Source organism: Pseudomonadota bacterium, assembly GCA_039028935.1.
Lineage (GTDB): Bacteria > Pseudomonadota > Gammaproteobacteria > Steroidobacterales > SZUA-146 > SZUA-146.
The window spans coordinates 1-26,967 of sequence record JBCCHD010000045.1; the positions used below are offsets into that span (position 1 = coordinate 1).

At 56.4% G+C, this 26,967-nt stretch carries 20 protein-coding genes; 5 read left to right on the forward strand and 15 right to left on the reverse strand.

Going from position 1 to position 26,967, the window contains the following annotated elements; all coding sequences use genetic code 11:
• Window positions 1-458: aminotransferase class I/II-fold pyridoxal phosphate-dependent enzyme (locus tag AAF465_15240; GenBank protein ID MEM7084081.1), on the forward strand; the 458-nt coding region annotated here is incomplete at its 5' end.
• Between the two features lie 48 nt (window positions 459-506).
• On the opposite strand, the gene AAF465_15245 is transcribed toward AAF465_15240, so the two are convergent.
• Window positions 507-1,646 carry a zinc-binding dehydrogenase gene (locus AAF465_15245; GenBank protein MEM7084082.1) on the reverse strand — a complete coding sequence of 380 codons (1,140 nt, stop codon included), beginning with the start codon at window positions 1,644-1,646 and terminating at the stop codon, window positions 507-509.
• A 213-nt stretch (window positions 1,647-1,859) separates the two neighbouring features.
• On the opposite strand from AAF465_15245, the gene AAF465_15250 reads away from it, so the two are divergent.
• The gene (locus tag AAF465_15250; GenBank protein MEM7084083.1) at window positions 1,860-3,311 is read left to right on the forward strand and encodes a YdiU family protein; all 1,452 of its coding nucleotides are present in this window, start codon (window positions 1,860-1,862) and stop codon (window positions 3,309-3,311) included.
• A 32-nt stretch (window positions 3,312-3,343) separates the two neighbouring features.
• Here the strand turns inward: AAF465_15250 and AAF465_15255 are convergent, their stop codons facing one another.
• The 3 genes from AAF465_15255 to AAF465_15265 are packed head-to-tail and all read right to left on the reverse strand — an operon-like array spanning window position 3,344 to window position 6,591.
• Window positions 3,344-4,336: an NAD(P)H-quinone oxidoreductase gene (locus AAF465_15255; GenBank protein MEM7084084.1), complete on the reverse strand. Its 993-nt coding sequence runs from the start codon at window positions 4,334-4,336 to the stop codon at window positions 3,344-3,346.
• 2 nt (window positions 4,337-4,338) lie between these two features.
• Window positions 4,339-5,499: a TauD/TfdA family dioxygenase gene (locus AAF465_15260; GenBank protein ID MEM7084085.1), complete on the reverse strand. Its 1,161-nt coding sequence runs from the start codon at window positions 5,497-5,499 to the stop codon at window positions 4,339-4,341.
• Between the two features lie 27 nt (window positions 5,500-5,526).
• Window positions 5,527-6,591: a beta-eliminating lyase-related protein gene (locus AAF465_15265; GenBank protein ID MEM7084086.1), complete on the reverse strand. Its 1,065-nt coding sequence runs from the start codon at window positions 6,589-6,591 to the stop codon at window positions 5,527-5,529.
• Window positions 6,592-6,889: 298 nt separating this feature from the next.
• Here AAF465_15265 and AAF465_15270 point away from each other — a divergent pair, with 298 nt between their 5' ends.
• Together AAF465_15270 and AAF465_15275 are read left to right on the forward strand one after the other, a co-directional pair.
• Window positions 6,890-8,320 (forward strand): alpha/beta fold hydrolase, encoded by a 1,431-nt coding sequence (locus AAF465_15270; protein MEM7084087.1) that lies wholly within the window; start codon window positions 6,890-6,892, stop codon window positions 8,318-8,320.
• Window positions 8,321-8,370: 50 nt separating this feature from the next.
• A complete protein-coding gene (locus AAF465_15275) occupies window positions 8,371-9,885 on the forward strand; it encodes a Na+/H+ antiporter NhaC family protein (GenBank protein ID MEM7084088.1) in 1,515 nt (504 codons plus the stop codon).
• A 124-nt stretch (window positions 9,886-10,009) separates the two neighbouring features.
• On the opposite strand, the gene AAF465_15280 is transcribed toward AAF465_15275, so the two are convergent.
• The 11 genes from AAF465_15280 to AAF465_15330 form a co-directional block, all read right to left on the reverse strand.
• The gene (locus tag AAF465_15280) at window positions 10,010-13,777 is read right to left on the reverse strand and encodes a translocation/assembly module TamB domain-containing protein (protein ID MEM7084089.1); all 3,768 of its coding nucleotides are present in this window, start codon (window positions 13,775-13,777) and stop codon (window positions 10,010-10,012) included.
• Complete coding sequence (locus AAF465_15285; GenBank protein ID MEM7084090.1) at window positions 13,774-15,441, reverse strand: outer membrane protein assembly factor; 1,668 nt, start codon at window positions 15,439-15,441, stop codon at window positions 13,774-13,776. Before AAF465_15285 ends, AAF465_15280 begins: the two co-directional genes overlap by 4 nt.
• 300 nt (window positions 15,442-15,741) lie before the next feature.
• Window positions 15,742-16,284, reverse strand: coding sequence for a sulfur transferase domain-containing protein (locus tag AAF465_15290; GenBank protein ID MEM7084091.1), 543 nt, complete (start codon window positions 16,282-16,284; stop codon window positions 15,742-15,744).
• Between the two features lie 22 nt (window positions 16,285-16,306).
• Window positions 16,307-18,034, reverse strand: a complete 1,728-nt coding sequence (locus tag AAF465_15295; GenBank protein ID MEM7084092.1) for a sodium:solute symporter family protein — start codon at window positions 18,032-18,034, stop codon at window positions 16,307-16,309.
• Between the two features lie 4 nt (window positions 18,035-18,038).
• Complete coding sequence (locus tag AAF465_15300) at window positions 18,039-18,296, reverse strand: DUF4212 domain-containing protein (protein ID MEM7084093.1); 258 nt, start codon at window positions 18,294-18,296, stop codon at window positions 18,039-18,041.
• Between the two features lie 304 nt (window positions 18,297-18,600).
• Window positions 18,601-20,010 carry an NAD(P)/FAD-dependent oxidoreductase gene (locus tag AAF465_15305; protein ID MEM7084094.1) on the reverse strand — a complete coding sequence of 470 codons (1,410 nt, stop codon included), beginning with the start codon at window positions 20,008-20,010 and terminating at the stop codon, window positions 18,601-18,603.
• A 154-nt stretch (window positions 20,011-20,164) separates the two neighbouring features.
• Window positions 20,165-21,808 (reverse strand): AMP-binding protein, encoded by a 1,644-nt coding sequence (locus AAF465_15310; GenBank protein ID MEM7084095.1) that lies wholly within the window; start codon window positions 21,806-21,808, stop codon window positions 20,165-20,167.
• Window positions 21,809-21,929: 121 nt separating this feature from the next.
• Entirely contained in the window at window positions 21,930-22,382 is a 453-nt protein-coding gene (locus AAF465_15315) for an isoprenylcysteine carboxylmethyltransferase family protein (protein ID MEM7084096.1), read from the reverse strand.
• Between the two features lie 10 nt (window positions 22,383-22,392).
• Entirely contained in the window at window positions 22,393-23,313 is a 921-nt protein-coding gene (locus AAF465_15320) for an aldo/keto reductase (protein MEM7084097.1), read from the reverse strand.
• Between the two features lie 22 nt (window positions 23,314-23,335).
• Window positions 23,336-24,205 (reverse strand): glutathione-dependent disulfide-bond oxidoreductase, encoded by an 870-nt coding sequence (yghU, locus tag AAF465_15325; GenBank protein MEM7084098.1) that lies wholly within the window; start codon window positions 24,203-24,205, stop codon window positions 23,336-23,338.
• Window positions 24,206-24,283: 78 nt separating this feature from the next.
• Window positions 24,284-24,955: a nitroreductase gene (locus AAF465_15330; GenBank protein MEM7084099.1), complete on the reverse strand. Its 672-nt coding sequence runs from the start codon at window positions 24,953-24,955 to the stop codon at window positions 24,284-24,286.
• 183 nt (window positions 24,956-25,138) lie between these two features.
• Between AAF465_15330 and AAF465_15335 the strand changes: the two genes are divergently transcribed.
• On the forward strand, window positions 25,139-26,967 hold a 1,829-nt coding region (locus tag AAF465_15335), incomplete at its 3' end, for a TolC family protein (GenBank protein ID MEM7084100.1).

The following is a 26,967-nucleotide window of genomic DNA, read 5'->3' on the forward strand; positions in this document are numbered from 1 at the left end:
CGAAAAATTTCGGTCTGTATCGAGAGCGCGTTGGTGCGCTGAGCGTGCTGGCCGTCAACAGTCAGACGCGTGACACCATCGCTAGTCAAGTGAGCATGGCCGCTCGCACGCTCTATTCCATGCCGCCGGACCATGGTGCGGCGGTGGTTGCCCGGATTCTTGATGATGAGGCGTTGACTCAGCGCTGGCACGACGAGCGCAACGCCATGCGGGATCGTCTGTCATCCATGCGAACGCTGTTGTGTGACGCGCTGAAGAACGCCGCACCCGACCACTCGTTCGATCACCTCGTACAGTCGAAAGGCATGTTTTGCTATTTGGGTATCGACAAAACGCGGGTGGCGGCGCTGAAAAAAGACTTCGGCATTTACATGGCTGATTCGAGTCGAATTAATGTGGCGGGTATTACGCAGGGCAATGTCGACTATCTGGCTAATGCCATTGCTTCGGTTCTTTAACCGCCCACGCTGCGCTTACGCCGATTACCCAGATCCATCCGTTGTTGATTAGGCGTGGTGCTGTGGGCAAATCAGAAACTTCTCGCCGGTGGTCTTTGCGTTGTAGCGCCGCACGATATCGGCATCGAGCGCCTCGATGAGACTGATTTCGTCCGTGTAATGGCTGGCGAAGGTCGTACGAAGCTCCTTCACCACTCGCTCACGCAGACGATTGCCAACGTCCATCCCAACTTTGGCAAGGAAATTGGGCAATAACCAACCGCCGACACCCCACGCCATGCCGTAACCGCGACTCAATACTGTCTGAGACGTGTCGAGTCCACCGTAAAGATAGACCTGCTTGTGATGGGTTGACCCATAAATACTGTAGGCTCCCGGCGTTCGTGCCGCCGCCTGCTCCATCGCGGTCAAGATGTCCGACGCGAGTCGTCCACCACCGGTTGCGTCGAAAGCAAGCGTCGCGTCGGTTTCGTGTACCGCGTCGATTAGCGAGGACAAAAAGTCCGGGTGGCTGCTGTTGCACACGTACTGGGCGCCCATATCGCGCAACAGTTTCTCTTGTTCGTCTCGGCGCACAATATTGACCAGCGCTACGCCATCGGCCTGACATATGCGATTCAGCATCAGTCCAAGATTAGACGCGGCGGCCGTGTGAACGAGCGCCGTATGCCCTTCAAGTCGCATTGTCTCCAAAAAGGACAGCGCGGTGAGCGGGTTGACAAAACTCGAGGCACCATCGCGGGGCGTATGTTCAGGTAAAAGCGGCATACAGTGACTGGCAGCCAAGCATCGATACTGGCTGTACATGCCACCGCCCATCACCGCAACCACTTTGCCCAGCAGCGCCTGCGCCGCAGAATCGGCACCGGCCGCGACCACCGTGCCCGCGCCCTCATTGCCGACCGGTAAGGACTGACCTAGACGGGCTTTCATCACACGCAAACCAGGCTCAGGAACCGGGGCCTCCATAACGACACTCTCGCCTTCACCATGTGAAGTCGCTCGGGCGATATCGGACCAGCCAAACATGACACCCAAATCGGAGGGATTAATGGGCGACGCCTCGACTCGCACCAGTACCTGATCGGGTTTGGGGACAGGAAGCGGCGCTTTGGCCAGTGATAGGCGCAACGTACCGTCGTCCGATACGGTGGAGAACATTTGCAGATGGTGTGAGGGTAATGACATGCTATTCTCCTGCGCGAGGGAAGCGATGTAGCGTCCCGGTTCTGGGAAATTTGTCGAATTGTTGCTCGTCAGTGTAATCGATTTCGTATTCAGACGATATGGGGTGATCGTCCTCACGATGCCTACCACACAAACGTCGTTCGTTGGCCTATCGTGATATGCGTTACACTGTTTTAATTGGCTTCGCCCGACCATACGTTCGAACGGATAGTTATGACGTCCTCCTCCCCCATCACCACACAGCGCTACTTAACTTTGCCCGATGCGTTTTACGAACGTATTCGACCCGCCCCCGTGCGGGATCCAAGTATGCGACTCAATGCACGTGTTGCTGCAGAGTATGGTCTGTCACTAGATTGGTTGAGTGGCGACCATGCATTGAAGGAACTGAGCGGCAATGTCGACGCCGCGGTGCCATCACTTGCGATGGCCTACGGCGGCCATCAATTTGGGCAATGGGTACCTCTGCTAGGCGATGGCCGAGCGCACATGCTGGGCCAACTGACCACAGACGCGGGAGACACGCTTGACGTTCAACTCAAAGGGTCGGGTCGGACGCGATTCTCTCGCGGCGGTGACGGACGCGCAACGCTGAGCGCGATGCTACGCGAACACCTGATCGGCGAAGCGATGGCGGGCCTCAACATTCCAACGACACGCTCGCTGGCCGTGATTAATACCGGCGAGCATGTGCTGCGTGACGCGCCGGAGCCAGGGGCCATCAGTGTGCGCCTGGCGCGCAGCCATTTGCGTGTCGGTACATTCGAATACGCTCGTGATTCCCTGTCCCTCAGCGAACTGCGCGCCTTGACGGAATTCTTAATTAGTGATCAATATGCCTCGGTTGCAACAGTGGAACAGCCGGCGCTGGCCCTGCTGGAAGCGGTGAGCCAACGTCAAGCGAAGCTCATTGCCCAATGGATGCTGGTCGGCTTTATTCACGGTGTGATGAACACCGACAACATGGCCCTGGGTGGCGAGACAATCGACTACGGGCCGTGCGCGTTTATGGATGAGTTTCATCCGCAAAAAGTGTTTAGTTCCATCGATCGATTTGGTCGCTACGCCTGGGGCCAACAGCCGAGCATCGCGTTGTGGAACTTGACTCGATTTGCACACGCAATCGAACCCATTGTGTCAGAACAAACGGATAAATCGTCATCGACGGATTCAACCCGTGACGTACTGGCGCAGTTTGGTCCAACCTTTGAGTGGCACTTCAATTCAGGTTTAGCCCGCAAACTCGGCCTTGACCCGCAGCACCCTGCATTCGGCGACATGGTCAGCCATACGTTAACGCTGCTCACGGAACAGGCTATCGACTTTACGCAGTTTTTCACCGCGCTGACGCGCGCGGCCCATGGAGACGCCGCACAACTCGACACGTATGGACGCGGTAAACCCCTTCTCGAATGGCGTGCGCGTTGGGAAGATCTGCGAGATACCGATGCCGCAAAGGCTATGCGTGAGGCTAACCCGGTCATCATCGCCCGCAATCACCAAGTGGAGAACGCCCTGGCGGCGGCCACGGCCGGTGATTTTACGCTTTTCGATCGATTGAATGATGCGCTTGCAACGCCGTTTGCGTCGCAGGAAGCGTATCGCGATCTTGAGCAACCGCCCCGACCCGAACAACGCGTCACGCGAACATTTTGCGGCACGTAATCTAACAGCGTTAGTTCGACGAGCGTCGCGCGCTAGTTGCTGGCATCATTGACGCTGAGCACAATCTTGCCGATATGCTCACCCGACTCCATACGCCGATGCGCCTGGGCTACCTGTTCAAGCGCGAATACGGAGTCGACCACCGGGCGTATGCTGCCTTTGGCCAGATGAGGCCAAAAGTCGCGCCGCAGCGCGTCGGCAATGCGCGCCTTCTCCGCACTCGACCGAGGCCGCAGTGTTGAACCGGTGAGCGTCAGGCGTTTGAGCATCATCGGCATGAGATCAAGCGAAACCTTGCTGCCCCGTAGAAAAGCGATGCTAACCAGACGCCCATCTGGGGAGGCGATTCGAATATTTCGATTAATATAGTCACCGCCCACCATATCCAGTATCACGTCAACACCACGGGATTCGGTGCCACGGCGCACCTGCTCAACAAAATCTGACTCGCGGTAGTTGATCGCGGTGTGAGCGCCCAAGGCCAAACAGGCCTGACACTTGCGATCGCTGCCGGCGGTTGCCCATACCCTCGCGCCGATAACGCGCGCCATTTGAATGGCTGTTATGCCAATTCCACTGGTACCACCGTGCACCAAAAAGTGTTCATCGGCGCGCAGTCGAGCGCGATCAATGACATTGCTCCATACGGTAAAAAACGTCTCGGGCAACGAAGCGGCTTCAATCAGCGTCACACCCTGTGGGATGGGCAAACACTGCGTCGACGGCACCACCACATAGTCCGCATAGCCACCCCCATTGGTCAACGCACAGACAGGCTGCCCTTCTCGCCATACGGTGACATCGCGACCACAGGCATCGACGTAACCCGCTACTTCAAGACCCAGTACGTCTGACGCGCCGGCAGGTGGCGCATACAGCCCTTTTCGTTGAAGCACATCGGGACGATTGACGCCAGCGGCCACCACTCGAATGCGTATCTCATCGGCAGCCGGCTGGGGCATAGGCCGTGTTGCCGCGACAAGCTCATCAGCGTTTCCGGATTGACGTACCTCGATACAGCGCATGTCTATTCGACAGAATCGCTGTGGCGTGAACACTCGGCGCGCAGCACGCGGTGACGACTCTCTATGGCCGAACGACCGTGATAGCAGCCATAGAGCTCGCGTTTCCCCACGTAGTTCATACGGCCATGCAGGTTTCGCCAATTGTCGAAGATGAGCGCCATTCCAGGACGCAAACCAATCTTGATCCAATTGCGTTGGTCCATCGCAAGTCGATGGAAAAGTCGGTAGGCATGATAAAACGACCGCTCTTCTTCCGCCTCGAGCCACATCGGTGCGCGATCATAGTTGTTGAAGCTTACCTGTCGCAGCTGCCGGTGCGCATCAAGGCGAAACACCGGGCGTTCGGCCCGCATATGTACGCCTGGTTCCAGATAGTGACCGGGAACATTGATACGACACAGCGTCGCATAGGCAGCGGGGTCGGTTGCGCGAATCTGGTCGGCGATGGCAAAGGCGTCCACTTGGATGCTCTCGCCGCCGTCCCCATCGAAGGCGAGACAATTGAATAATTGCAGTGCGGGCGCATCGTCATAGTACGTCGCGTCACTGTGTGGTTCTAAAAACGTGGTGGTATAGGCCGAGTCGCCATGATCGGTCATTTCGGCCGAGAGATGCCAATAACGACCAAAAAGAGTTTCTTGGGGTGGCGCGATCCGCTCGGCGAGGGATTCGGTGTCAGCGTCTGTGGACGGCACACGATCGACAAGCGTAAAACCGTATAGTGCAATGTTGTCCAGCAGCGACAGCACCCCCTCTGCGCTGCCCATAACCGCATTGAAAGTAACGCTTGGCAGCGTCTTGAGCGGTCGCTCACAGTCCCAGAGTCGACGTGTGGATGATGAGATAGTCTGGTGAGACGGTGGATGTGCGTTCATCATAGTGGCCAGCAACTCAACCTGTACACTTGTCGAGACGCCATCGCTCCAAACCAAGTCCACGCACCGATCGCGGGCATTGACTTGTGCCGACACCGCGCGCAGCGAGTCCGGTAGCGAAAACGTGTCCACCTGACGCTGTCGTGTTGTCGGATCGACACTGCCCGCATCCGTGCTGTGATCGCGGAGCCATAACCACGAAAATCGTCGCGAGCGATCGTCCCCAAGACGAATGGTCACGCCCTGGTCGCCGAGAGTGAGTTTGATCGAGTCGTCGTAAATGGTCATAGCGGTTTGACGTGTCCTAATCGCGATCTACGTTGAGCTGAGACGATTGATCAATGCGATCAAACGATCGATTTCCGCTTCGGTTGAGTTAAACGAGGTGACTAAGCGCGCAATCATCTCGTTCGCCTGCAAGGCGTTGTCATCCGGCAGTGCGTCGGGATACCAGTCAAACAATGACACGTCGCGAGATAGTCGTTCGAACAGCGATTTATCGAGGAGGATAAAGGTCTCGTTGGATTCACTGTCGAAAGCCAAGCGCACACCCTGCCCACCGGCGATCGACGCGCGCAGATATCGGGCTCGGTCGTTGGCCGTGCGTGCCAGTTCGAGCCAATGGTCATTCTCGAGCCATGCGACCATCTGTGCCCCAAACAGGCGGCTCTTTGACACCAGATGTCCCGAGCGCTTCATGCGAAAGTGAAAATCGGTGGCAAGCGCCTGATCAAAACACACGACCGCCTCACACGCCACCGCACCATTCTTCGTTGCACCCAGACACAGCACATCGACGCCCGCTCGCCAGGTCAGATCCGCCGGTGCGCAGCCCAAAGCCGCCACCGCGTTGGCAAATCGTGCACCGTCCATATGGAATCGTAGCCCGGCCTCTTTCGCGCATTGTCCCAGCGCGACCACTTCGTCGACCGTGTACACCTGTCCACTTTCATTCGCTTGTGAGATCGACAGTGCGCGTGGTCGAATGTTGTGCGGCGGTTCATTTGGAAACCGTTGCAGCATGGTACGCAACGCGTCCGGGCTTATTTTGAGCGCTCTTGAGGGCACGGGCAGCAGCGATGCGCCGCCACTAAACAGCGCCGGTCCGCTGGACTCGTCGAGTAGTATGTGTGCCTGATGATGGCACACGATGCCATCCCAAGGCTGCACCATACTCGATAGCGCGAGCGAATTCGCCGCTGTGCCGCTCACCACAAAAAACACGCTGAGCTCCGTATCAAAGACGCGTTTCAAGGCCTGCTCAGCGGCCTGAGAAAAGTGATCGTGACCGTAGGCATCGGCCGTGCCGGTAAACGCCTCACTCAGCGCGCGTAAAACCGCGTCGGATGCTCCAGACTGATTGTCGCTGCCGAAATTCATGGCTTACTCCTACTCGGGTACACGCCGTATAGAACCGACACGCTGTGAATGGATTCGTAGACCGACTTTATCATCACGCAGAACGACTGAAAACCAGATCGGACGGGGAGTGATCGTCGGTTTTGTGGATTGAAAACCGCTACGCAAGCGCAGATTCTGGTCAGAATAAGATCGACGCCCGTTGCTCGTGTCGGCTTACGTGGCGTCAGACCGTCACATCTCTTACACTGGATGCATGGGTCACTATGCGGACAGAACGTTAGTCTCACAGCGCGTGCATCGTTGGGCAAAGAGCGCGTTGATCGCGACTGTCGCCGCGTTCATCACGTTGTGCGTGATCCGTGCCTTTCACGCTCGTTCTCTGCCCGATACGGCGCCATGGCATACCGATACGCTCAACAGCGAGTTTCGTGTCCGCGATCATCAACACGGTATTTCGTTTACCGATTATCAACAACTCGAGACGCGATTGGATGCGGAGCCGGCTCAGTTTGTGCAGCACCTAGAAAACGACGCCTCTGTGCGGCATGCGGGGCGCTATGTGTCGTCGAGCAAGCTCAATCCCCAGACCCATACCAAGAACTGGAACTGGTCATTTATTCTGGCGCATGCACATCCGCGCGGGGCGGTGGTGCTCGTCCATGGCGCCTCGGACTCGCCCTATAGCATGCGTGCCCTTGCAGAACGGCTGCATCAATCTGGCTGGACGATCGTTGCCGTGCGACTGCCTGGACACGGTACGCTGCCGAGTGAACTACAGCGCGTTCAGGTTGAGGACTGGCGCGCAGTCGTGCGCAGCGCGGTCGCTCATGCGCGTGATGTGATCGGCGAGAACAGTCCATTGTATCTCGCCGGATACTCAACGGGTGGCGCGCTGAGCGTCGACTATACGCTTGATGCATTGGATGACCCACTGCTTGATGTGCCCGATGGATTGATCCTGTTGTCCCCCGCGATCGCGATTACCCGATGGGCGATGCTCGCCAGAGCCGACATTTTGACTAGTCTGATTCCCGGTTTTGAAAAATTCGCATGGACATCGATTCACCCCGAGTTTGACCCTTATAAATACAATTCCTTTCCTAAGCAGGCGGGACGTCAAACCTATCGATTGACGGTCCGCAACCAACAACGTCTCGACAAATTAGTGGCTCGCCAAGAGTTTGATCGATTTCCGCCGACGTTAACGTTTATGTCGGCCGTCGACACGACGGTTAGCGTGTCCGCGGTGGTTGACCAGTTTTATGCACACACCGATTCAAACAAACAAGCCCTAGTCGTGTTCGGTGTGAATCGCACCAATCAAGCGCTGGGCTTTCTTCGCTCGGACTATCTCGATGCTGTAATGAGTGCCAGAGACGACCCGGGCCGACCGTTCGATCTGACGATTGTGTCTAACGAAAACGCGAACAGTCTGTCTGTGCAGGCCACAACGTGGTGCCGATTGAACCAATGTGAGCGCACACAAGCATTAACACAGCGCTGGCCGGCTGACGTGTTTTCGCTGTCGCATGTCGCTTTACCGTTCGCACCGAACGACCCAATCTATGGCGACACGCCCGGGCCAGATTCACCTGGACCCTTCACGCTTGGATCGCTGCAACCGCGCGGCGAACGCGGTATTCTCGTCGTGCCGATCGAGCAGCTCATGCGACTTCGCTATAACCCGTTTCTGCCGTATCTGCTCGAACGGGTCGACGCCTTTGTCGAACCGACTAGCTCGCCATAACGGGGTTGATACGCCGCCTATGTTGCCATCAATAACTGAGGAAACAATCCATGTCGCCAGTCCTTAAGCGCTTTCAATGGTTGTTGCTACCAATCGCCTTGCTGATCGTTGCCATCGCCGCGCGGTCGCTCGATGCGGAAGGCATCGCCGCTCAGGGCCATTTCGGTATGCTCTCGGTTTTGCCAGCCGCCGCAACACTTGCCATCTGCTTTGCGACACGCAATGTCATACTCGCTCTGTTTGCCGGCGTGTTGTTCGGCTCGGCAATCACTGGCCAATACAATGTTATCGACGCCTTCTTAGTGCCGAGCCTAGGCACGGAAAAGTATGCGCAGATACTGTTGGTGTACTTGTGGGCGCTGGGCGGTCTGCTCGGTATGTGGAATCGCAATGGTGGTGCGCAGTATTTTGGCGACCTAATTTCGCGCCATTTCGTCAAGTCACGGCATTCCGCGCTGTTCTTCACTTGGCTAATGGGCGTGTTGTTCCACCAAGGCGGCACCATCAGTACCGTGCTGACCGGAACTTCAGTAAAGCCAGTCGCCGATCGTGAAAACGTGGCACATGAAGAACTTGCTTACGTAGTGGATTCAACCGCATCTCCGGTTGCCACCATTATTCCATTCAATGTTTGGCCCATTTATGTGGGCGGTTTGATTACGCTCGACAGCCTTGCGCCTATCATCACCGATAGCGAATCGGCCATTTCGTGGTTCCTCAAAGCCATACCGTTCAATTTTTACGGATGGATTGCCGTCTTGTTTACGTTGCTGTTTGCATTTGACAAGCTACCCTTTACCGGCAAAGCCATGCGGCGCGCGATGATACGCGCACGCGATACCGGACAGCTTGATCGACCGGACGCGCAACCGATGCTTGCCAGCGAATTGTCCACCTCCTCGCTCGCACCGAATTACACACCCGCCCTGATCGATTTTATCGCGCCCATCGCGGTGTTGCTTGGCGTCTCCATCGTACCGTGGCTGATCAGTGGCTCGCCGATGGTATTCGAGGCATTTGGGCTGGCCCTGGTCACCGCGGTTATAGTGTCGGTAAGCCGCGGAATGAGTATCGGCGATGCGTTCGATGGATTGGTAAATGGCATCAAAGGTGTCACCATCGGCGCCATTGTGCTGGGTCTGGCGGTGACACTCGGCACGGTGTCTGAGGCCCTCGGTGCGTCGCAGTTTGTTATCGACGCAACGGCGTCTCAGATTGGTAAAGCAGCATGGCTCCTACCCGCTCTACTCATGCTGGTTTGCATGACAGTTGCGTTTTCGATTGGTTCATCGTGGGGAACGTACGCAGTGGTGTTTCCAATCGCGCTACCGCTGGCCTACACGCTGTCGACGGACCCTACCTACTTTCTTCTCAACTTCGGCGCGATTATGGGCGGTGCGGTATTCGGTGATCAGTGTTCACCCATATCGGACACCACGATATTGTCATCTCTAGCGTGCGGTAGCGACTTGATGGACCACGTCAATACCCAGCTTCCCATGGCGTTAACGGCGGCCGGCTTTGCGGCTGCAATCGCCACTGCTGTGGCCATAGTGGTCGTCTAGCCGGCGATCTTATCTCCGACTTAACGCACGATGCGCGCGTTGCACAGGCGCCGCGACACGAGTCGCTTTACGGTATCTTGCCAAGCGGCGACTCGCGCCAATGCAGCCTGGCACAATGACCGAATCAGCGCTCGAAAATGTACTGCGCGTCCGCACCACTTCGAGTTGATGACGACTCTGTGATCAATTGCCATCGGCTACTCAGAGCGTACTCGAGCTTTAATGTCGATACGGGCTCCAGTAGACCGATGCCGTAGCTCACAAACAACTTGGGCGATAAATATTTACCGATGACCAGCGACGCTTGTGTGAGATCTCCGTCGCCGTCCGATTCCAACCCCAGCTGGTCAACGCCCAGTTCGTCGGCCAGCTTTTGTGACAGTGCATCACCGCCTTTCATGCCCAAACTGAGTGCCAATCGGGTAACCAATGTGTTTTCAGACGCGGCGTCCGCATTGAGTGGACGCCCAAAAAGCAGATAAGCCAGCTGATCCGATTCGCTCATTGCCGGCGTAGAAAACACACTGAACTGAGGCTGGGTAAGCCGGCCTCGCGCGAGCACACCCACTTCAATATCGGCAGTCGGCCTGCGACTGGCTCGTAAATCAATACTGGGTTGATCGATTGGACCGCCAGCGTACACCAGGCGCCCAGTCGTAATATCGAGCGTCTGCCCGTACGCCTCATACTTACCCTGCGTTAGGTCGACTTCACCGTTAGCCGTCGTTCGTCGATCGGGCTCCTCAAGGATGGCCACCCGACCCGCTAACTTCGCGCTCAGACCGAGAGCCTCAAGGTAAACATCGTCTCCGAGCACCACATCCAGCTCAGCGCTGAGTTGCCGCGTGGTTTCCGTCTTCTCAACGTCTTGACCGACGATGACTTGGTCCGTCGAGACCTGCTGCGTGCCTTTTGGCAGCCCTTTAAGGTCGATTCGTGCTTTAGGTACGATGAGCAGCCCACGTAGGTCGAGCGCGCCTTCTTCGAGCACCAAGGTCAGGTCTGGAGAGACCCATAATTGGGCTTCCCGCGTATTGACAACTTGCACATTCTGGCCTTTCAAGTCGAATCGACCTCGAGGTTGGGGGGAACTGACATCGAACTCGCCCGCCAGTCGCACCGTTCCTCCGCCCGAAGAGCCGTTTGCCTCAAGCGTAGCAATGCCATCGGGCTTGCCCTGCAGTGTGAGCGCGACATCCGTGAACTCGATGCCCGGCCCCGCCAAGCCAATGGCTCCGTCTTCAAAACGCACAGTGCCCACCAGCTGGGGCTGCCTCAAGGAGCCGGTGACGGACAAACGGCCCGACAGGGCGCCGTCAATCGAATCAAGCTCGCCCACATAGTCGGCTAAGAAATCGGTCTTCGGCAGATTGAGATTCAGATTACCTGACAACGCTCGCTCCAATAGTACGCGGGTACCCGCGCCGACACTGGCACTCAACGCCATGCCACCACCGGACCGAAGCGGCAGATCAGCGCTTAACGCAAGGGTACCGTCCTGGCTCGCCTGAACGTTGAGCGTAGACGGGCCAAAGCGAAGCACCGACCCCGACTGCTCCGCTCGACGGGAAAGCACTTCGACGTCATCGAGTTCAAACACGAATTCACCGAATGATCGTCCGCGTTGATCGACGACAATTTCGCCTCCACCTTCCAGGTTGCCTCGCGCCTTGAGCTCGGAGGGTAAAAAGTGGGCGAGGAGATCGATTGGAAACGCGCGCACCCGTAGATCCGTAACGAAGCCAGTTTGAGTTGAACGCAGGTCTGTGCACAGTGACGATTGACTGCGCTCCAAGCACGCGCGACTCAAGGACACGTTTCCGCCTAAGACGCCGTCTACCGGTGCGGCAAGCCGCCACTGACCGAAATCGTTGGCGTCAATGAATAGCTGTTCGAGCGTGAATCGATAATCAGCATCCGGGCGATGGCGACCGTCCAACGCGATCGTCGACCGCCCAAGTGTGTCGTCGATGGACAGAGTCATCCGATGCATCGATGGCGTACCATCGAGTTCAAGCTCAATGGATTGCGATGCGTAATGACTCAGCGTGAGGCCCTCCACCACCAACTGGCCGGTGCTGCGTCGGTCGCTGGCCGTCAACGTGGCGTCCAAGTCGGCGCGGTCCGCGTGCATCTCGTGGAAACGTAAATTCGTGCCGCGTGCTTTTACCACCGCGACGGGTTCGTCACGTCGGCCGGTGAATACCCCCTCCCCTTCAATCGATCCGGCTAGATCCGGCCATAGGGCATGAAGGTCTGGGCTGTTAATGCGCCAGTTTAGATTAACAGCGTCCTCAATCTTGCCATTTGCCGTAATTCGCGTTTCGCCCGAACGCAACACGAGTTCGCGCAGATTCAACTGCTCCGGTGTGGCGTCGGCGTCTAGGTCAAAGGTGATATCGTAACCGCGCCATGTCCCGTCCCCGCGTGCTTGAACCATCATGTTGATCGAACGAGATGTCGCAACCCCTCGACTCGTACCGGACACGTTCAGCACGCTGGGCCACGCTTGATCAAGCGTCGATAGTCGCAACGCGTCCCCGTCTACGTCAATAGAAAACTCGCCGTCGGTAGGACGAAACGCACCGGTGGCAGACAGGCTGCCCCCAAGTAAACGCGTGACAACGGCGTTCAGTGTTACCTGTTCGGCACCCATTTCACCGCTCATTTCGAGGGCGCCGTTGGCTTCGCTCTTCGAGGCGACGGTGCTGGCCAGTTGATACTGCATACGCGTCACGTCGCCGCGGACATCGAGTCGACCATCAACGCTTGAAACGCGTGCTTCATCGTTTAGTGGCCACTGTATGTGCGGCCAACTCAGCTGAAGATCCACGTGTGGGCGAGGCATCAGATCGACACGACCACCCAGATAGATTTGTGGCGCTTGAACGAGGTCAGGGAACGTGATCGACACGCGCTCGAACGCCCACGCCGACGACGCCAGCGTCGTATCGAGCTTCATCGTGACGGCACCGGCCGGATCATGAACGGTACTGGCATCACCGACGATATCCAGGTTCGTCAAGGGTCCGGAGATGGAAAGGTCCGTGTTCAATGGCATGCCGGGTAAACGTGGATCGATAACGCCAATATCCTCGCTGTCAATTATCACGTTTAGGTTCACACTGGGCGTTACCAGCAGGTCCTCTAACGTACCGCGAACCGACAACGCATACGGTTTCGCCGTCGTATGGTTTAGCGACAACACCGTCAGATTACCCTCCAAATGGGTCGACGACGACAGTACGGCCTGCTCGTTTAATGCGACGCGCGACGTCACCTCAGCGATCAGTGGAAACGGCAACACCGTATCGACCGAACCCGATGCGTGAATCTGCACCTCATCGCTCTCAAGCGCCACTTTGTCAACGGACAGCGTCTGATCAACCCAGCGACCGGTTAGCGAAATACGATGGAATAGCGTTGTTATTGGGTGATGCGCCTGCTGCAGATCGAGCCCATTGACGCGAGCGCTGTCGATGTACAGGTCTACCGGCAGAGAAATCGCGTTCGGTATCGCGACTGATTCGCTTTTTGATGGCGCCCGTTCGGCGTTGTCGACGGTCTCCACAAGGACCGATTCAATATCAATAGATAGAATCCGCCAGGTCATTCGATACCATTTTGACACATCGCTGTTCACGGTAATACGGTCGGTGCTTACACTGGCCGCTTCGCCTCGCCAGCGCACGTTTTCGAGGACAAGCTCAGAAGCCAATGTACCCGCTATGCGTTCGATCGAAATGGACTGATCGGCTCGTTCTAGTGCCGTTCGCAGAATATATCGCGCGCCTGACTCCGACCGCAGCGCCCACAGGCCACCGGCGAGCGTGGTCACAAAAAGCGCAACCAACGCACCCACGACTATCCGGACAGTCACTCGTTTGGTCATAAGTCTGGACCCAGACTGACATGGAGGCGAAAGGCATCACCCAAATCGTTGAGGGCGTGCGCGCCATCAATTCGAAGAACGCCGATCGGTGTTCGATACCGAAAACCAAGGCCAACGCCACTGCGCAGCGCATCGCCCAGCGAATTCACCGCACCACCATGGTCAAAAAACGCCGCAATGCCGTATTTATCATTAAAAAAATAATCGGCTTCGACACTCGCCCCCAACAAATAGCGACCGCCGACACTGGCACCTTCGGCATCCAACGGTGACAGTGATTCGAAACCATAGCCGCGCACAGTCCGATCACCGCCAGAGAAGAATCGTTGGCTGGGGGGCAGACGCGTCAAATCATCCACCTCGGTCATGCCAATGTCGCCGCGAAGCAGAAGACGTGTGCGATCACCGAGCGGCAGAATGAATCGTGTCGCCAATGACGCTTGTACAAACGAGGTGTCGGATAGCACGCTTTTGTGAGCACCATGAACATCGAGTCGTGCGCTCAATCCGCGCCGTGTAAATAAGGCGTCATCCACTTTTTTCCAGGCCAAACTGGCACCGACAATCAAAAGTTCTGAGCGTGCGTCCTCTGCATCACCCAACGCAAACTGCTCGTTTTCGAATTCGAGATAGAGTTGACGGCCGAGTCCTTTCCAACGGTCGTATCGCCGCGCGCCGAGCGAATACAGATCCGAGTCGGTGTCGCCGATCTCAGCGCGATCGAATCGTCCAGAAAACGTCTGTCGATCAATCGCAACATTCTTAATCGGGATACTGTATTGAGCCGTTGCAGTGGTTTTAATTGTCGATACTTGTAGATCCGAACGAAAGGTTGTGCCACGCCCGCTCAGGCGCCGAAATTCGGTACCTAATCGAAACCTCGGACCGGTATCGGTTCCTACGCCGGCACGCGCCGAGTAACGCTGTGAAAGTCGAGTATCCGCCTGCACGACAATCGGTATTCGATGGTCGATGGCGTCCTCACGAGAAGCGTCTATGGTGACATTCTGGAAATATCCGCTGTCGCTTAACGCAAACTGCAGCGCAACCAGTTGATCGGTCGAAAATGGCTCGCCCTCTTTGATCAATATGAAACGCTCGGCAAAGGATTGATCCAATGCGTCTTGTTGGAGATCGATTCGGCCAAAATAAAAACGTGCCCCTACGTCGAGGTGCAGCGTAATCAACGCTTCACGGCGTGCTGGATCCACGCGTATTTGCGACTCTGTCCAACTGGCATCGAGATAGCCTAGGCTGATCGCCGATTGCTGAATGCCCAATTTGAGACGAGAATACGCAGCGTGGTTCAACACCGCGCCTTGCTGAATGACGGAATCCTGGAGGCGCTGCCGCACATCGGGCAGCTCGCCCACTATGTTAGGTAGACGAATATCCAACTCGCTAATGCGCGTTGCCGCACCGACGTCAATCGAGTACGTCGCGCGCCATTCCCTGTCGACTTGCGCAAGTTCGCTGTCAATTTCTGGTGAGTAGTAACCAAATGGCATCAGCGCCTGTCGAATTTCTTCTGGCGCCATCTCATGAAGTCGCCTGATCGTAAAGGGCGTCGGCACATCGTCATTCGACTGCGCCTGGCGGATACTTAAAAAACGTTCAACGTTAGAACGCGGCTCACCGGTCACGCCGGTTATGGTGACCGACACATCCGCGGCCGCAAAACGTGCACACGCCACTAATGAGAGCAAAATCAATAGTGGGCGGCATGGCCGGATTACGTTCTGGGAGTTAGTCACTCTCGCTACACACTGAATCATCGTTGTTGGTCTTATAGAGCGCGGGACCTGCTGTTAGTTCGACCCTGCGCAAGCACTCATCGCCGCGGGTAGGCGTCGACTTTGCAATATGCCAGCGACCCCAATCGCTGGGTTAGACGTACCCCTTTCGACTTGGGTTTTGTTGACACTGCACCGAACGAAAAACGGTCGCATCGGTTTCACGAGCGCTCAGTCGGTCAGATAGCGACGAACGCGCCGTTCGAGGCCAGCGGACGTCAGTCCGGTCTTACGCGCGATAACAAGCGCATCCTCGACCGTCAAATCGTGCTGCTCCACCAAATAGACGGCAACCCACGCGGACACTCGGTTGCCCGACGCACAATGAAGTAATACTGAGTCCCCTTGCTCGATACGCTGAGTGATGGCATTCAGCGCCTCCGCGTCGAGCGTGTCGGATGCTCGGCTGATGGGAATCGAATAATAGTCAATACCCATCGACTCAACGTAGGCCTGCTCGTCCCAGCGCATTTCGCGCGGTGCGCGCGCATTAATCACCGTTGTAACGCCCAGTAGTTTGGCCGCGTCCAAGTTGGCTGCAGACGGCTGGCCGGCGATAATAACGCGCCCCAGCCTGACCGCATGAAGGTCGGCGCCGAGTGTATCAACGCGCTCGACGGCGGCATGAGAAGGCGTATCGGCGATCGCCCAATTGGTCAACATGAGCCCGACGAGAAGACACGCTGTCCGAGCATATTGGCGATACGACGGCATCAGATTTCTCCTGTCAGGACCATTACAACGCTGGCGTTGCCACTTTGCCGGGCACTCGAATGTCCTCCACCAACGCCTGTATGTGCAGAGGCGGAGACGCGGTAAAGCGTCGCACCGTGTAAGCGACCGCAAAATTGACGACGGCACCTACCGCACCAAACGCGTTGGGTTCGATACCCAAAAACCAATTGGGCGATAGATCTCCGAGGAACGCCGTGCTTTGGACAAACATAATACCTTTGTGTTGAAACACGTAAAGCAACGTCACGGACAACCCCGCGACCATGCCCGCAATCGCGCCTTCTCGGTTCATGCGTTTGTCAAAAATGCCCATCATAAGCGCAGGAAAGAGCGACGAAGCGGCCAAGCCAAACGCGAGTGCCACCGTGCCCGCGGCAAAATCGGGCGGATTGATGCCTAGATAACCCGCGAACAGCACGGCGGCCGCCATCGCCACTCGACTGGCCACCAGCTCACCTCGCTCGGAGATACTGGGTTTGATGACGCCTTTCAAAAGGTCGTGCGAAATGGCGGAGGCAATCGCCAATAATAAACCTGCGGCAGTCGACAGTGCCGCCGCCAGACCGCCCGCCGCAACCAGCGCGATGACCCAGTTCGGCAATTTGGCAATCTCCGGGTTGGCGAGCACCATGATGTCGGGATCCACTTTGATCAGCTCATTGTGCGTGTCGTCTGCCACATATTGAATCCGGCCGTCGTTGTTCTTATCTTCGAACTGGAGCAAACCGGTTTTCTCCCAGTTTTTGAACCAGTCCGGTCGCTCGGCGTACAACAGATTTTCCCCCTGGGCTGGTTGCACGGTTTCAACCAGATTTAGGCGTGCCATTGCCGCAACCCCTGGCGCCGTTGTGTACAAAATTGCAATAAAGAACAACGCCCAGCCCGCGGACGAACGGGCATCACGCACTTTGGGCACGGTGAAAAAACGAATGATCACGTGCGGAAGTCCAGCCGTGCCGATCATTAAAGACAGCGTGTAAGCAAACATATTGATCTGCGACAGTCGCACAGACGTGGAGTATTCCTTGAACCCCAGATCCGTCACAATCAGATCCAATTTATCGAGCAAGTACGTATCGCTGCCCGTCAGTGTCGCGCCGAGACCAAGCTGAGGTATTGGCATTCCGGTCAGGCTAAGGGAAATAAAAATCGCTGGGATTGTGTAGGCGAAAATCAACACGCAGTATTGGGCAATTTGCGTGTAAGTAATGCCCTTCATGCCACCCAGAACCGCGTAGAAAAATACGATGGCCATTCCGATGAGCAGACCGACGGTGTAATCCACCTCGAGAAAACGCGAGAACGCGACGCCGACGCCTTTCATTTGCCCGATCACGTAGGTTACGGAAGCCACAATCAGGCAGATAACAGCGACGATGCGTGCCGTACGCGAATAAAACCGGTCGCCGATGAACTCTGGAACCGTGAATTTACCGAATTTTCGTAAATAGGGTGCAAGCAACAGCGCCAGCAGCACATAGCCGCCCGTCCAGCCCATCAGAAAGACCGCGCCCCCGTACCCCATCACGGCGATCAGTCCGGCCATCGAGATAAAGGACGCCGCACTCATCCAATCCGCGGCGGTGGCCATGCCGTTTGCAATTGGGTGAACACCCCCCCCGGCGATATAGAAATCGCGCGTGCTGCGGGCACGAGCCCAAACGGCGATGCCCACGTACAGGGCAAAAGTGAGGCCGACGATCAAGAACGTGAGCGACTTGAGTGACATGACCTCAATCCTCGCGAACGTCAAACTGTCGATCGAGGTGATTCATTTGCCACGCATAGACAAAAATCAGCACCACAAATACATAGATCGATCCCTGCTGAGCAAACCAGAAGCCCAACTTGTAGCCGCCGAGGCGGATGGTGTTGAGCGGCTCAACGAGCACGATGCCAAACAGATAGGAAACGACAAACCAGATAGACAGCAAAATTGCGACCAGTTTAAGGTTTGCGCGCCAGTAGGCTCTGCGCTGTTCCGGACTCATTAGCCTCCTCCCGAATAGTTCGTCATTGCCCCACGCCGACGCCTGGCCACCCTCACCGTGTGAACCCGACACCAAGGCGGTGCTCAGCATACGGCTGATCTTCTCAGCAAGGATAACGGTTGTGGATAGGGCGGCGGTTTGTCAGCGGCGAGCGAACGCACTATGACCCCAGTAAATGACCCGTATCCGCGTGATAATCTTAATTAATAAAGAATCTTAACATTATGTTTTACAAACATTATATTTGATTATTTCGCTCACGCCGTGACGGCTAACGCCCGGGGACCCACTCGATCTTAGGGCATCAGGCGGCTTGATTCTGCGCGATGAGCTTGAATAAATTCATGACCGCGGGCATCGAACTGTCACGAATTCGCGCAACCATACTCATCTGTTCGGCGTTTTCTGGATCCATATCTCGCACGGTGGCACCCAGCGGACTCAAACGGCACTGGTTAGTCCAGTCGCGAACCACCTTATTCGAATTCCATTCCTTTTGGTTCATCATGTTGCCGGCAAACGAGGCAAGGTACTGATCCGGATTATCGGCCAATATCACCGGTGCACAGAGTTTGTTTTTTTCCTTGCGCCCCTCAACCCGCGCTTCGACAAAGGCGGCAAGCGCGGCACTGAAAGTCACCAATGGTGCTCGTAGCGCCTGCAACGTGATGAGCCCGTCCTGGAACACTGGTACGGATTCTGTCGTGTCAAAACCGACTGCGGTCGCTGTGCAGTCGATGTAGAGCGTGTCGGCACTGGTCTTGATCGATTCGCCACCCACCGTCGTCAACGTATCCGGTCCGATGGTGGCGATACGTCCTTGCCGGATAACGTTATCGATTCGCCGGAGCTGATCGATTTCACCTTGTGAAATGGTGGCGTAATGGAACATTGTTGGCAGCCGCTCACGGTCTACTCTTAGCATCGCTCCACAGGCCTCAAATCCGAGAAAGATCTCCTCCGTGCTCGACGCGTCCTTGATCGCCTCGAGTTGTGATGCAAAACCGCCGACGGAGTCCGCGAAAAATTCCGCGCCGGGTTGAGTAGTGCGGCGGTTGATCAACCACGAATCCCGAGGACAGACCCAACTAATGCGATCGGGCTCAACCTGATTGTCCAGCAACCAAATGAGGGCATCCATACCCGTTTTTCCGCCGCCAAGCACCGTGTATCGCGCGGCGCCAGCTGCCCGGCGAGGCAGCTCGTTGGGAATGATGCAGTGGACGCCCTCTTCTACGTCAAATTTTGGCGTGTGCGTAGCGGGGATCGACGTTTTATAAAAGGTGCCGTCTACCACACTCTTGGCCACCGACACGTGATACGTATTCTTTGACACCAAAGAGCGAATTTCACCATCGCCTTGATAGCGACACATCGGTAAATAGGTGACCCGACCAGACGGTAAAAACGTCTCTCTCATGACCTGCTCAAAATACGCCAGCACCTCGGCACCCGAGGCCATCTCGTAAAACCCTTTGTTGGAGCCGATCGTGTCGATACGCTGTGATCCCAGCGACTTCGATGACACACCGTAATAGGCAGAAGGCTGATGCAGCCGCACAAATGAATAGGCATCATTCCAATGCCCACCAGGCATGTGGCGGTCGTCAACAATGACAAACGTCGCATCCGTTTCGACGAGCATCGTATCAACAAAGGCCATGCTGACGGCCCCACAACCGATAACTAAATAATCCGCGTTTAGGTTTTGCATGTACAGTTCCCCGTCGCGTCGAGCGAATCGACGCCAATGAGTCGTTAAATCGAGTGCGCTTTAGGTGTCCGAGTAGAGTGAATCGCCACGTGCGTGAGAAGCAGGTGAATCCTTCCGATATCACACAGCGGCATAACCGTGGATCGTCGCCGAATTACTCAAACAAGATGCCCGTTTCCTTTTCATTGGTCGTGATCGGTGAGAACTTTTTCTCCACCTCATGACGTTTGATTTTCTGTGTGGGCGTCAGCATACCGTTCTCGGGCGTCCAGGGCTCTTTAACCACGACAACGCGACCCACTTTGGCATGTGACTCAAGCGTTGTGTTTACCTGATTCAAGGTGGACTCCAACGACACCGATACTTCATCACGTGACGAGTCCAATTCGGGCGCAAGCTGCACCAACGCGACGGGCTGAATCAAGCCAGAGCCGACCAAGCACACCTGTTCGACCATTTCATTTTGCGCGATGAGGCTTTCAATCGGCACGGGTGCCACGTACTTACCTTTGGCTGTTTTGAAGATCTCTTTGGCGCGACCCGTGATTCGGACGTAGCCGTCTTCATCGATTTCAGCGCGGTCACCCGTGCGGAAAAAGCCATCCGCCGTAAATTCTTCGGCGGTTTTTTCAGGTTCCTTATAGTATTCCCGCATGAGCGAGGGGGATTTTATTAATAGCTCCCCCTCTTCGGTCAGTTTGAGCTCAACGCCAGGCAGTGCTTTACCAATCGTACCAATTCGAATCGGAATACCCGGATAGGACTGCGTGCCATAAGCAAACGTCTCGGTCATACCCCAACCTTCTCGCACTGGAATGCCGATACGTTCCCACCACTCCAAGAGCGACGGCGCAATCGGTGCAGCGCCACTGCCATTCCAAGTGGAACGGTCCATACCCAGGCCTTTTGCAATTTTCTTTTTCACCATGCCGCCAACGATGGGCAGACGAATCAGCCGCTCGAGTTTTTCAGGGGGCGTCTTTTCAAACACACCAAGTTGAAAACGCTTCCAGAGTCTCGGCACCGAACCGAATATAGTGGGTCGTACCTCACGCAAGTCGTCAAAAAAGGTTTCCAGCGATTCAGTGAACGCCACCTGTGTGCCGCGATACAGGCTGGCGGATTCGACGTAGGCCCGGTCTGTACAATGCGCCATCGGCAGATACGACAGGATCTTCTCACTGGGCCCACCGTTCCAGACTTCGCCGATATTGGTGCCAACAAATTCGTAGCTCGAAAACGTGTGCACAGCCCCTTTAGGGTTACCGGTACTCCCAGACGTGTACAGGATCGTCATGACATCGTCCATGTCTGGAATCACGACATCCGTGATCGGATCGTGTTTGGCCAACAGATCGTTCCATTGAAGATCGGTTGGTAGTGTGTCGTAGGGATAGGCGATGCTCGTGCATCCCTCGGGGATTGCCTTTTCAAGCCCCTCCGCCTTATCAAGCTTACCGATGAAGACCGCCTTGCACTGCGCGTGTCGAAGCACATAGCCCAGCGTATCGGCGTTCGCTGAGTTGTAAACGGGTACGGACACAAAACCGCCGAGCATGATAGCCAGATCGGAGATGATCCACTCCGCACAGTTCTTTGAAAAGATGCCCACTCGATCGCCGGGCACCAGGCCCATCGCTTGCAGCGCCGCCGCGATACGTCGCGCCTGATCACCGACCTCGCGCCAGCTGAAGCGTCGCCACTGCCGGTTGACAGGTTGATGCAGCCATAAATCATCAGGGGTAGTGGCTTCCCAGTGCAACAACATTTCCTGTGGTGTGCGTCGTGTCGAAGTCATAGCGATGGTTCCTGCGTTGACGGTTTAAGGGTGGCTGGATCGCCGCGCAAAGCGGCTCGCGTCAGTATGCCATGTTAGGTCGAAGTCTGCTGAGCACCGCGAGGATTTAACGACTTAGCGACTAAATCCAGCGCCTCACATGCTCGCAATAACGCCGATAGGCGTTGCCGAAAAGCGCCGTTAAGGCCTTTTCTTCGGGTTTAATCTGAAATTGAGTGATGATCAGCACAAACACGATCAGCAGCGCGCCCGCAATGACGCTACCGAGCCGCACGACAAGACCGCCCAGAACCAACGCCATACCCAAATACATCGGATTGCGCGATACAGCAAAAATGCCGTGGCTGACGAGGCGCGAACTGCGCTCTGGATGGAACGGGTCGATCGTGGTCTTAGCACGCGTAAATTGCCAGGCGGCGATCAGTGCCACTGCGGCACCCAGCACCATGAACAGGCGCGACAGGTGAACAGCAAACGGCACCATGATCGTCAGATCAAACGGGCTGCGCGCGGCGACCCACATCACCACGCCCGTGACAACCATCAAAACCGGAGGCGGTATTCGCAATTTCATGGTCCTCAGTCTACAACGATTCGACGTAGCGAATCAGGCGCTGGCGCGTCGCCGCATTCAACGCGGGTAAGCGACCGGCCGCCATGTTTTCGTGCATGTGATCGGTTCGTCGCGTGGCCGGAATGACATTGGTCACCGCGGGATGTGACAAGACGAACTGCAGTAACACCTGAGCCCATGATGACGCACCGAATTCTGTTAGCCATTCTGGCAAAGGATAGGGGGCCAGCCGTTGAATCAAAGCACCGGTTTGGAACGGCCGGTTTATCACGACCGTCACGCCGCGATCGTGTGCGGCGGGCAGCAGACGTCGCTCCGCTTCCCGATTCGCCAGACTGTAGGACATTTGCAGACAGTCGAGCGACTCGCTGCGAAGCACTTTTAGCATCTCATCGTGTCGTCGACCATGCGAGGTTGTGACCCCGAGTGATCGAATTGCCCCCGCTTCTTTGGCTTCGCGCAGCATGGGTAGGTGATCGCGCCATTTCAGCAAATTGTGCACATACACCAGATCGAGGGTCGACTGACCCCAGAGCGCTTGCGACGTGCCGAGCTGCTCCGATCCCCGGGAGGCAGCGACCGTCCAGATTTTCGTGGCCGACAGCACCGAACGCGTCGGGCTTGGCCTACGCGCCAACAGCGTCCCGATCACCTTTTCAGCCCGACCATACATTGGCGAGCTGTCGATCATGCCGCCACCGTGTTCGACAAAAGCCTCGAGTACCGCTTGCCGAGCGTCGTACAACGTCGGTTCGACATCGAACGTTAGCCATGTCCCCATGCCGACGGGCTGTTGATTGCGCAAAGCTGACCAGTCCAGGGGTACCGGCGATATCCGCTCGGTCGACTGGGCCAACGTGACCGATCGCGTGCTGATCGCCGCGGCGGCAGCCAGGCGTAGAAAGGCGCGCCGACCGACGCGATACGTCATTGGGTGTAGGCCTCGGGACAACTCAAGACTCAGCCTGGCGTTTATCTTGCGTTCGGTGTTCAAAATCGCTTGCGTCGTGCCGCTCGTGCAGCTGCTCGGACAATTCGCCCCAAGCACGATTGACCATCCTTCCTCGCTGCGCCGCGGGTCGCTCATCGATCACGCGGGCCCACCGCGTCACGTGTTGGTAGCTCGCCACGTCCAAAAATTCAGCGGCATCGTACAACCGACCCAATACCAGTGCACCGTACCATGGCCAGATAGCGATATCGGCAATCGAATACCCATCCGAGGCCATATAGGCCGTGTTTGCCAAGTGTCGGTTGAGCACGTCGAGCTGACGCTTGGTTTCCATGGCAAATCGATTAATGCAGTACTCGATTTTCTCGGGCGCGTAGGCGTAAAAGTGACCAAATCCACCGCCTAAATAGGGCGCACTCCCCATCTGCCAGAATAGCCAGGACAGACACTCCGTTCTTGCCGCATGATCGGTGGGCAATAGCGCATCAAATTTTTCTGCAAGATAGAGCAATATCGCGCCGGATTCGAAGACGCGTGTGGGTGTTGGCGTGCTGCGATCCACGAGTGCCGGAATCTTAGAGTTCGGATTGACCGCCACGAAACCATGCCCGAATTGATCGCCTTCTTGGATATCAATCTTGTAGGCGTCGTAGTCCGCGGCTTTGCCCAATTCCAGTAACTCCTCGAGCATCATCGTCACTTTGACGCCATTGGGTGTGGCTAGGGAGTAAAGCTGTAGCGGATGCTCACCAACGGGCAATTCCCGATCGTGCGTGGCGCCGGCGATGGGACGATTAATCGCCGCAAATTTGCCCCCGCTGGCCTGATCCCATTGCCACACGGCAGGTGGTGTATACGGTGTAGTGGACATACAAATACTCTCCAAATGGTGCGGAACAGCCGAATCACTCAACGACTCAAGCGATTGGAACGGGGTGTATGCGTTAACCTACCAGCCTTTCCACGTTACAAATTCATCGAGCGAAGCACGTTCCGTGCGCCAGCCATTTATGCTGGCCGATTCATCTTTATACCCAATAGCCAATCCACAGAACACCATGTGCTCTTGGGGTAGCTGCAAAAACTCTCCCAGTGCTTTAGACCATACCGACCAGGACTCTTGAGCACAGGTGTGCAATCCTTCTTCTCGGGCCAAGAGCATGAGGGTTTGAATAAACATGCCCATGTCGGACCATTGCCCTTCCTCCATCGACCGGTCCAGCGTGAAGAACATTGCCGCAGGGGCGCCGAAAAAACGGAAGTTGTTACCGAACTGTGCCATGCGCCCAAGCTTGTCTTCGCGCCGAATCCCGATTGAGGCATACAAGTCTTCGCCGCACCGAAATCGCCGGGTACGGTAGGGTTCTTTGAGTTTGGGTGGATAAATGTTGTAATCGCCGCCCTCCCCCATCGGAGATTTGACCATACGTGCTTCGATCTGGTGTTTGAGTTCGTCCAGCGCATCGCCACCGACCACGTGCACCCACCAAGGCTGAAGATTGCCACCCGACGGTGACCAACGCGCCTTTTCCAATAAGCCTGTGAGTTGCGCTTTCGACACCGGTTCATCGGTGAAGGCGCGAACTGAGTGGCGCGATGAAACGGCCTCTGTCACGTCCATTTTGTTGCCTCCTGCCCATTCGAGTCGCCTACCGGCGTGTTCAGCAGGCGATGACGACACAATTGTGTTCTAAAGGATAACGCAATCGGCATCACCCGTCTCTGGCCGAAACAATCAATCGCTTTAGTCGAGCGAGATCACATACTAATTGCGCCGGTCAAACGACGGCGTTATCCTCAAACCATGTTTACGCGCGCCCGACCGGTCTTCCTGCTCGCCTCCCTCGCCACCGCGTTTATTGTTACTACGTTTAGCCACGCTCAAACGCCCGTCACGGTTGCCGTTGTCACCGACGGACCGCTCTATCAACTGCAGGATGTTGAGGCGACGTTTCGCGACGAACTACTGAGCCTCACCGCGGGCGAGTTCGACGTCGAATTCAAGCCACTGGTGGCGGAATGGTCAGCGACCAGCGTCGAGCAGGTCATGCAGCAGGCCTATGCGGACCCGACCGTGGACATGGTGATGGTTGTCGGTATTGCGGCCAATCAAATTGTCGTGTCACGGGCCAATTTTCCGAAACCAACCTTTTTGCCGTTTGTGTTTAACCCTGACATCGTCGGTGCGCCCTCTGACAATGGCCGCTCGGGCACCGCAAATCTAAATTACCTGGCCGACCAGATTCCAATCGATCAAGACTTCGCCGCTTTCCGGCGGGTGGCCCCCTTCAATCGCGTGGCGTTGATTTCTGACCAGGTCATTATTAACAGTCTCCCACAAGGCCCGGCCACAATTCAGCGCGCAGCGCCGGACGTGCGATTTTCAGTCGTGGGGCACGATGGCGTTCGTCACGATCTGATTAATTTGCTGCCAGATGACACCGACGCGGTGATGCTCGGAGGATTACCCCGCTTGCCCGCACCGCTGTTCGATCAGTTTTTGAATGATCTTGCCGACGCGGGCATACCCAGCTTTAGCCTGGTCAGTGAAGCCGAGGTTAGACGGGGCGCCTTGGCCGCCTACACTACACTCACTGATTTCACCCGCCTCGCTCGACGCAATGCGCTCAATATGCAAGCCGTGATGCTCGGTGAGCGCGCACAGGATCAGCCCATCGCATTTGAAGGCAAACGCCAACTCACTATCAATCTCAAGACAGCCCGCCGAATTGGCCTATCGCCGCGTTTCGATGTTCTCAGCGAGGCGGAGGTGATTGAGGATGACATTGAAACGGTAGGGCCGGTGTTGACACTCGAGCGCGTCGCACGCCTCGCATTGGAGAACAATTTGGGGCTGGCGGCGTCGGAACTCGATGTGGCCTTAGGCGCTCAAGATGTGAAAAGCGCAAAAGCCAACCTACTGCCACAGTTAAGCATTGGGGCCAGTCGCACCGCTCGGCGCGATTCGGCGCTGATTCGCGGCGCTGGATCCGCCGAGCGCTCATCGTCCGGTGCGCTTACCCTCAATCAGATCGTGTGGTCCGACGCGGCGCTATCTGGCTACCAACAGCAATCGCTCTTGCAACAAGGACGCATCGCGCGATTCTCGGCACAACGCCTTGATCAGATACTCGATGCCACCACGGCCTATCTCCAGGCGTTGCGCGCCGACAACCAATTGCGCATACAGCAGGACAATCTACGCTTGAGTAAAGCCAATCTGGATTTAGCCGTAGACCGCGTCCGTATCGGTTCCGCCAGCAACGCCGATGTATTTCGTTGGCAGGCAAACCTCGCGGCCGCCCGCTCGTCTGTGTTGGCAGCACAGGCCAGCAGTCAGCAGGCGCGTGAAGCCCTCAATCGGGCCTTGAACCAGCCCATAAGCCAGCCGCTTCAGCTTGATGTGCCGACACCTGGCGCGCCATTTTCGTTAACGCCGGCCGAATTTGAAACGCTGATCGACAATCCCAAGCGTTTCGGTTGGTACATTGATTTCAGCATCGAAAAGGGGCTTGAGCGCGCGCCTGAACTTGCGGTAAGTGTTGCTGAATATTCGAGTGCGGTTGGGGAAACGAAGATCATTGATCTCAGCGATGGGACGCGTGTGACCCTCGGCGCTGCATCGGCAATGAC

Bases quoted from the DNA above. Each gene is read 5' to 3' on its own strand.
- AAF465_15315 (MEM7084096.1), bottom strand. From the start codon at position 22,382: ATGAAATTGCGAATACCGCCTCCGGTTTTGATGGTTGTCACGGGCGTG.
- AAF465_15265 (MEM7084086.1), bottom strand. From the start codon at position 6,591: ATGAATTTCGGCAGCGACAATCAGTCTGGAGCATCCGACGCGGTTTTA.
- AAF465_15330 (MEM7084099.1), bottom strand. From the start codon at position 24,955: ATGGACGTGACAGAGGCCGTTTCATCGCGCCACTCAGTTCGCGCCTTC.
- AAF465_15290 (MEM7084091.1), bottom strand. From the start codon at position 16,284: ATGCCGTCGTATCGCCAATATGCTCGGACAGCGTGTCTTCTCGTCGGG.
- AAF465_15295 (MEM7084092.1), bottom strand. From the start codon at position 18,034: ATGTCACTCAAGTCGCTCACGTTCTTGATCGTCGGCCTCACTTTTGCC.
- AAF465_15250 (MEM7084083.1), top strand. From the start codon at position 1,860: ATGACGTCCTCCTCCCCCATCACCACACAGCGCTACTTAACTTTGCCC.
- AAF465_15300 (MEM7084093.1), bottom strand. From the start codon at position 18,296: ATGAGTCCGGAACAGCGCAGAGCCTACTGGCGCGCAAACCTTAAACTG.
- AAF465_15310 (MEM7084095.1), bottom strand. From the start codon at position 21,808: ATGACTTCGACACGACGCACACCACAGGAAATGTTGTTGCACTGGGAA.
- AAF465_15320 (MEM7084097.1), bottom strand. From the start codon at position 23,313: ATGACGTATCGCGTCGGTCGGCGCGCCTTTCTACGCCTGGCTGCCGCC.
- AAF465_15280 (MEM7084089.1), bottom strand. From the start codon at position 13,777: ATGACCAAACGAGTGACTGTCCGGATAGTCGTGGGTGCGTTGGTTGCG.
- yghU (MEM7084098.1), bottom strand. From the start codon at position 24,205: ATGTCCACTACACCGTATACACCACCTGCCGTGTGGCAATGGGATCAG.
- AAF465_15260 (MEM7084085.1), bottom strand. From the start codon at position 5,499: ATGACCATTTACGACGACTCGATCAAACTCACTCTCGGCGACCAGGGC.
- AAF465_15275 (MEM7084088.1), top strand. From the start codon at position 8,371: ATGTCGCCAGTCCTTAAGCGCTTTCAATGGTTGTTGCTACCAATCGCC.
- AAF465_15305 (MEM7084094.1), bottom strand. From the start codon at position 20,010: ATGCAAAACCTAAACGCGGATTATTTAGTTATCGGTTGTGGGGCCGTC.
- AAF465_15255 (MEM7084084.1), bottom strand. From the start codon at position 4,336: ATGCGCTGTATCGAGGTACGTCAATCCGGAAACGCTGATGAGCTTGTC.
- AAF465_15245 (MEM7084082.1), bottom strand. From the start codon at position 1,646: ATGTCATTACCCTCACACCATCTGCAAATGTTCTCCACCGTATCGGAC.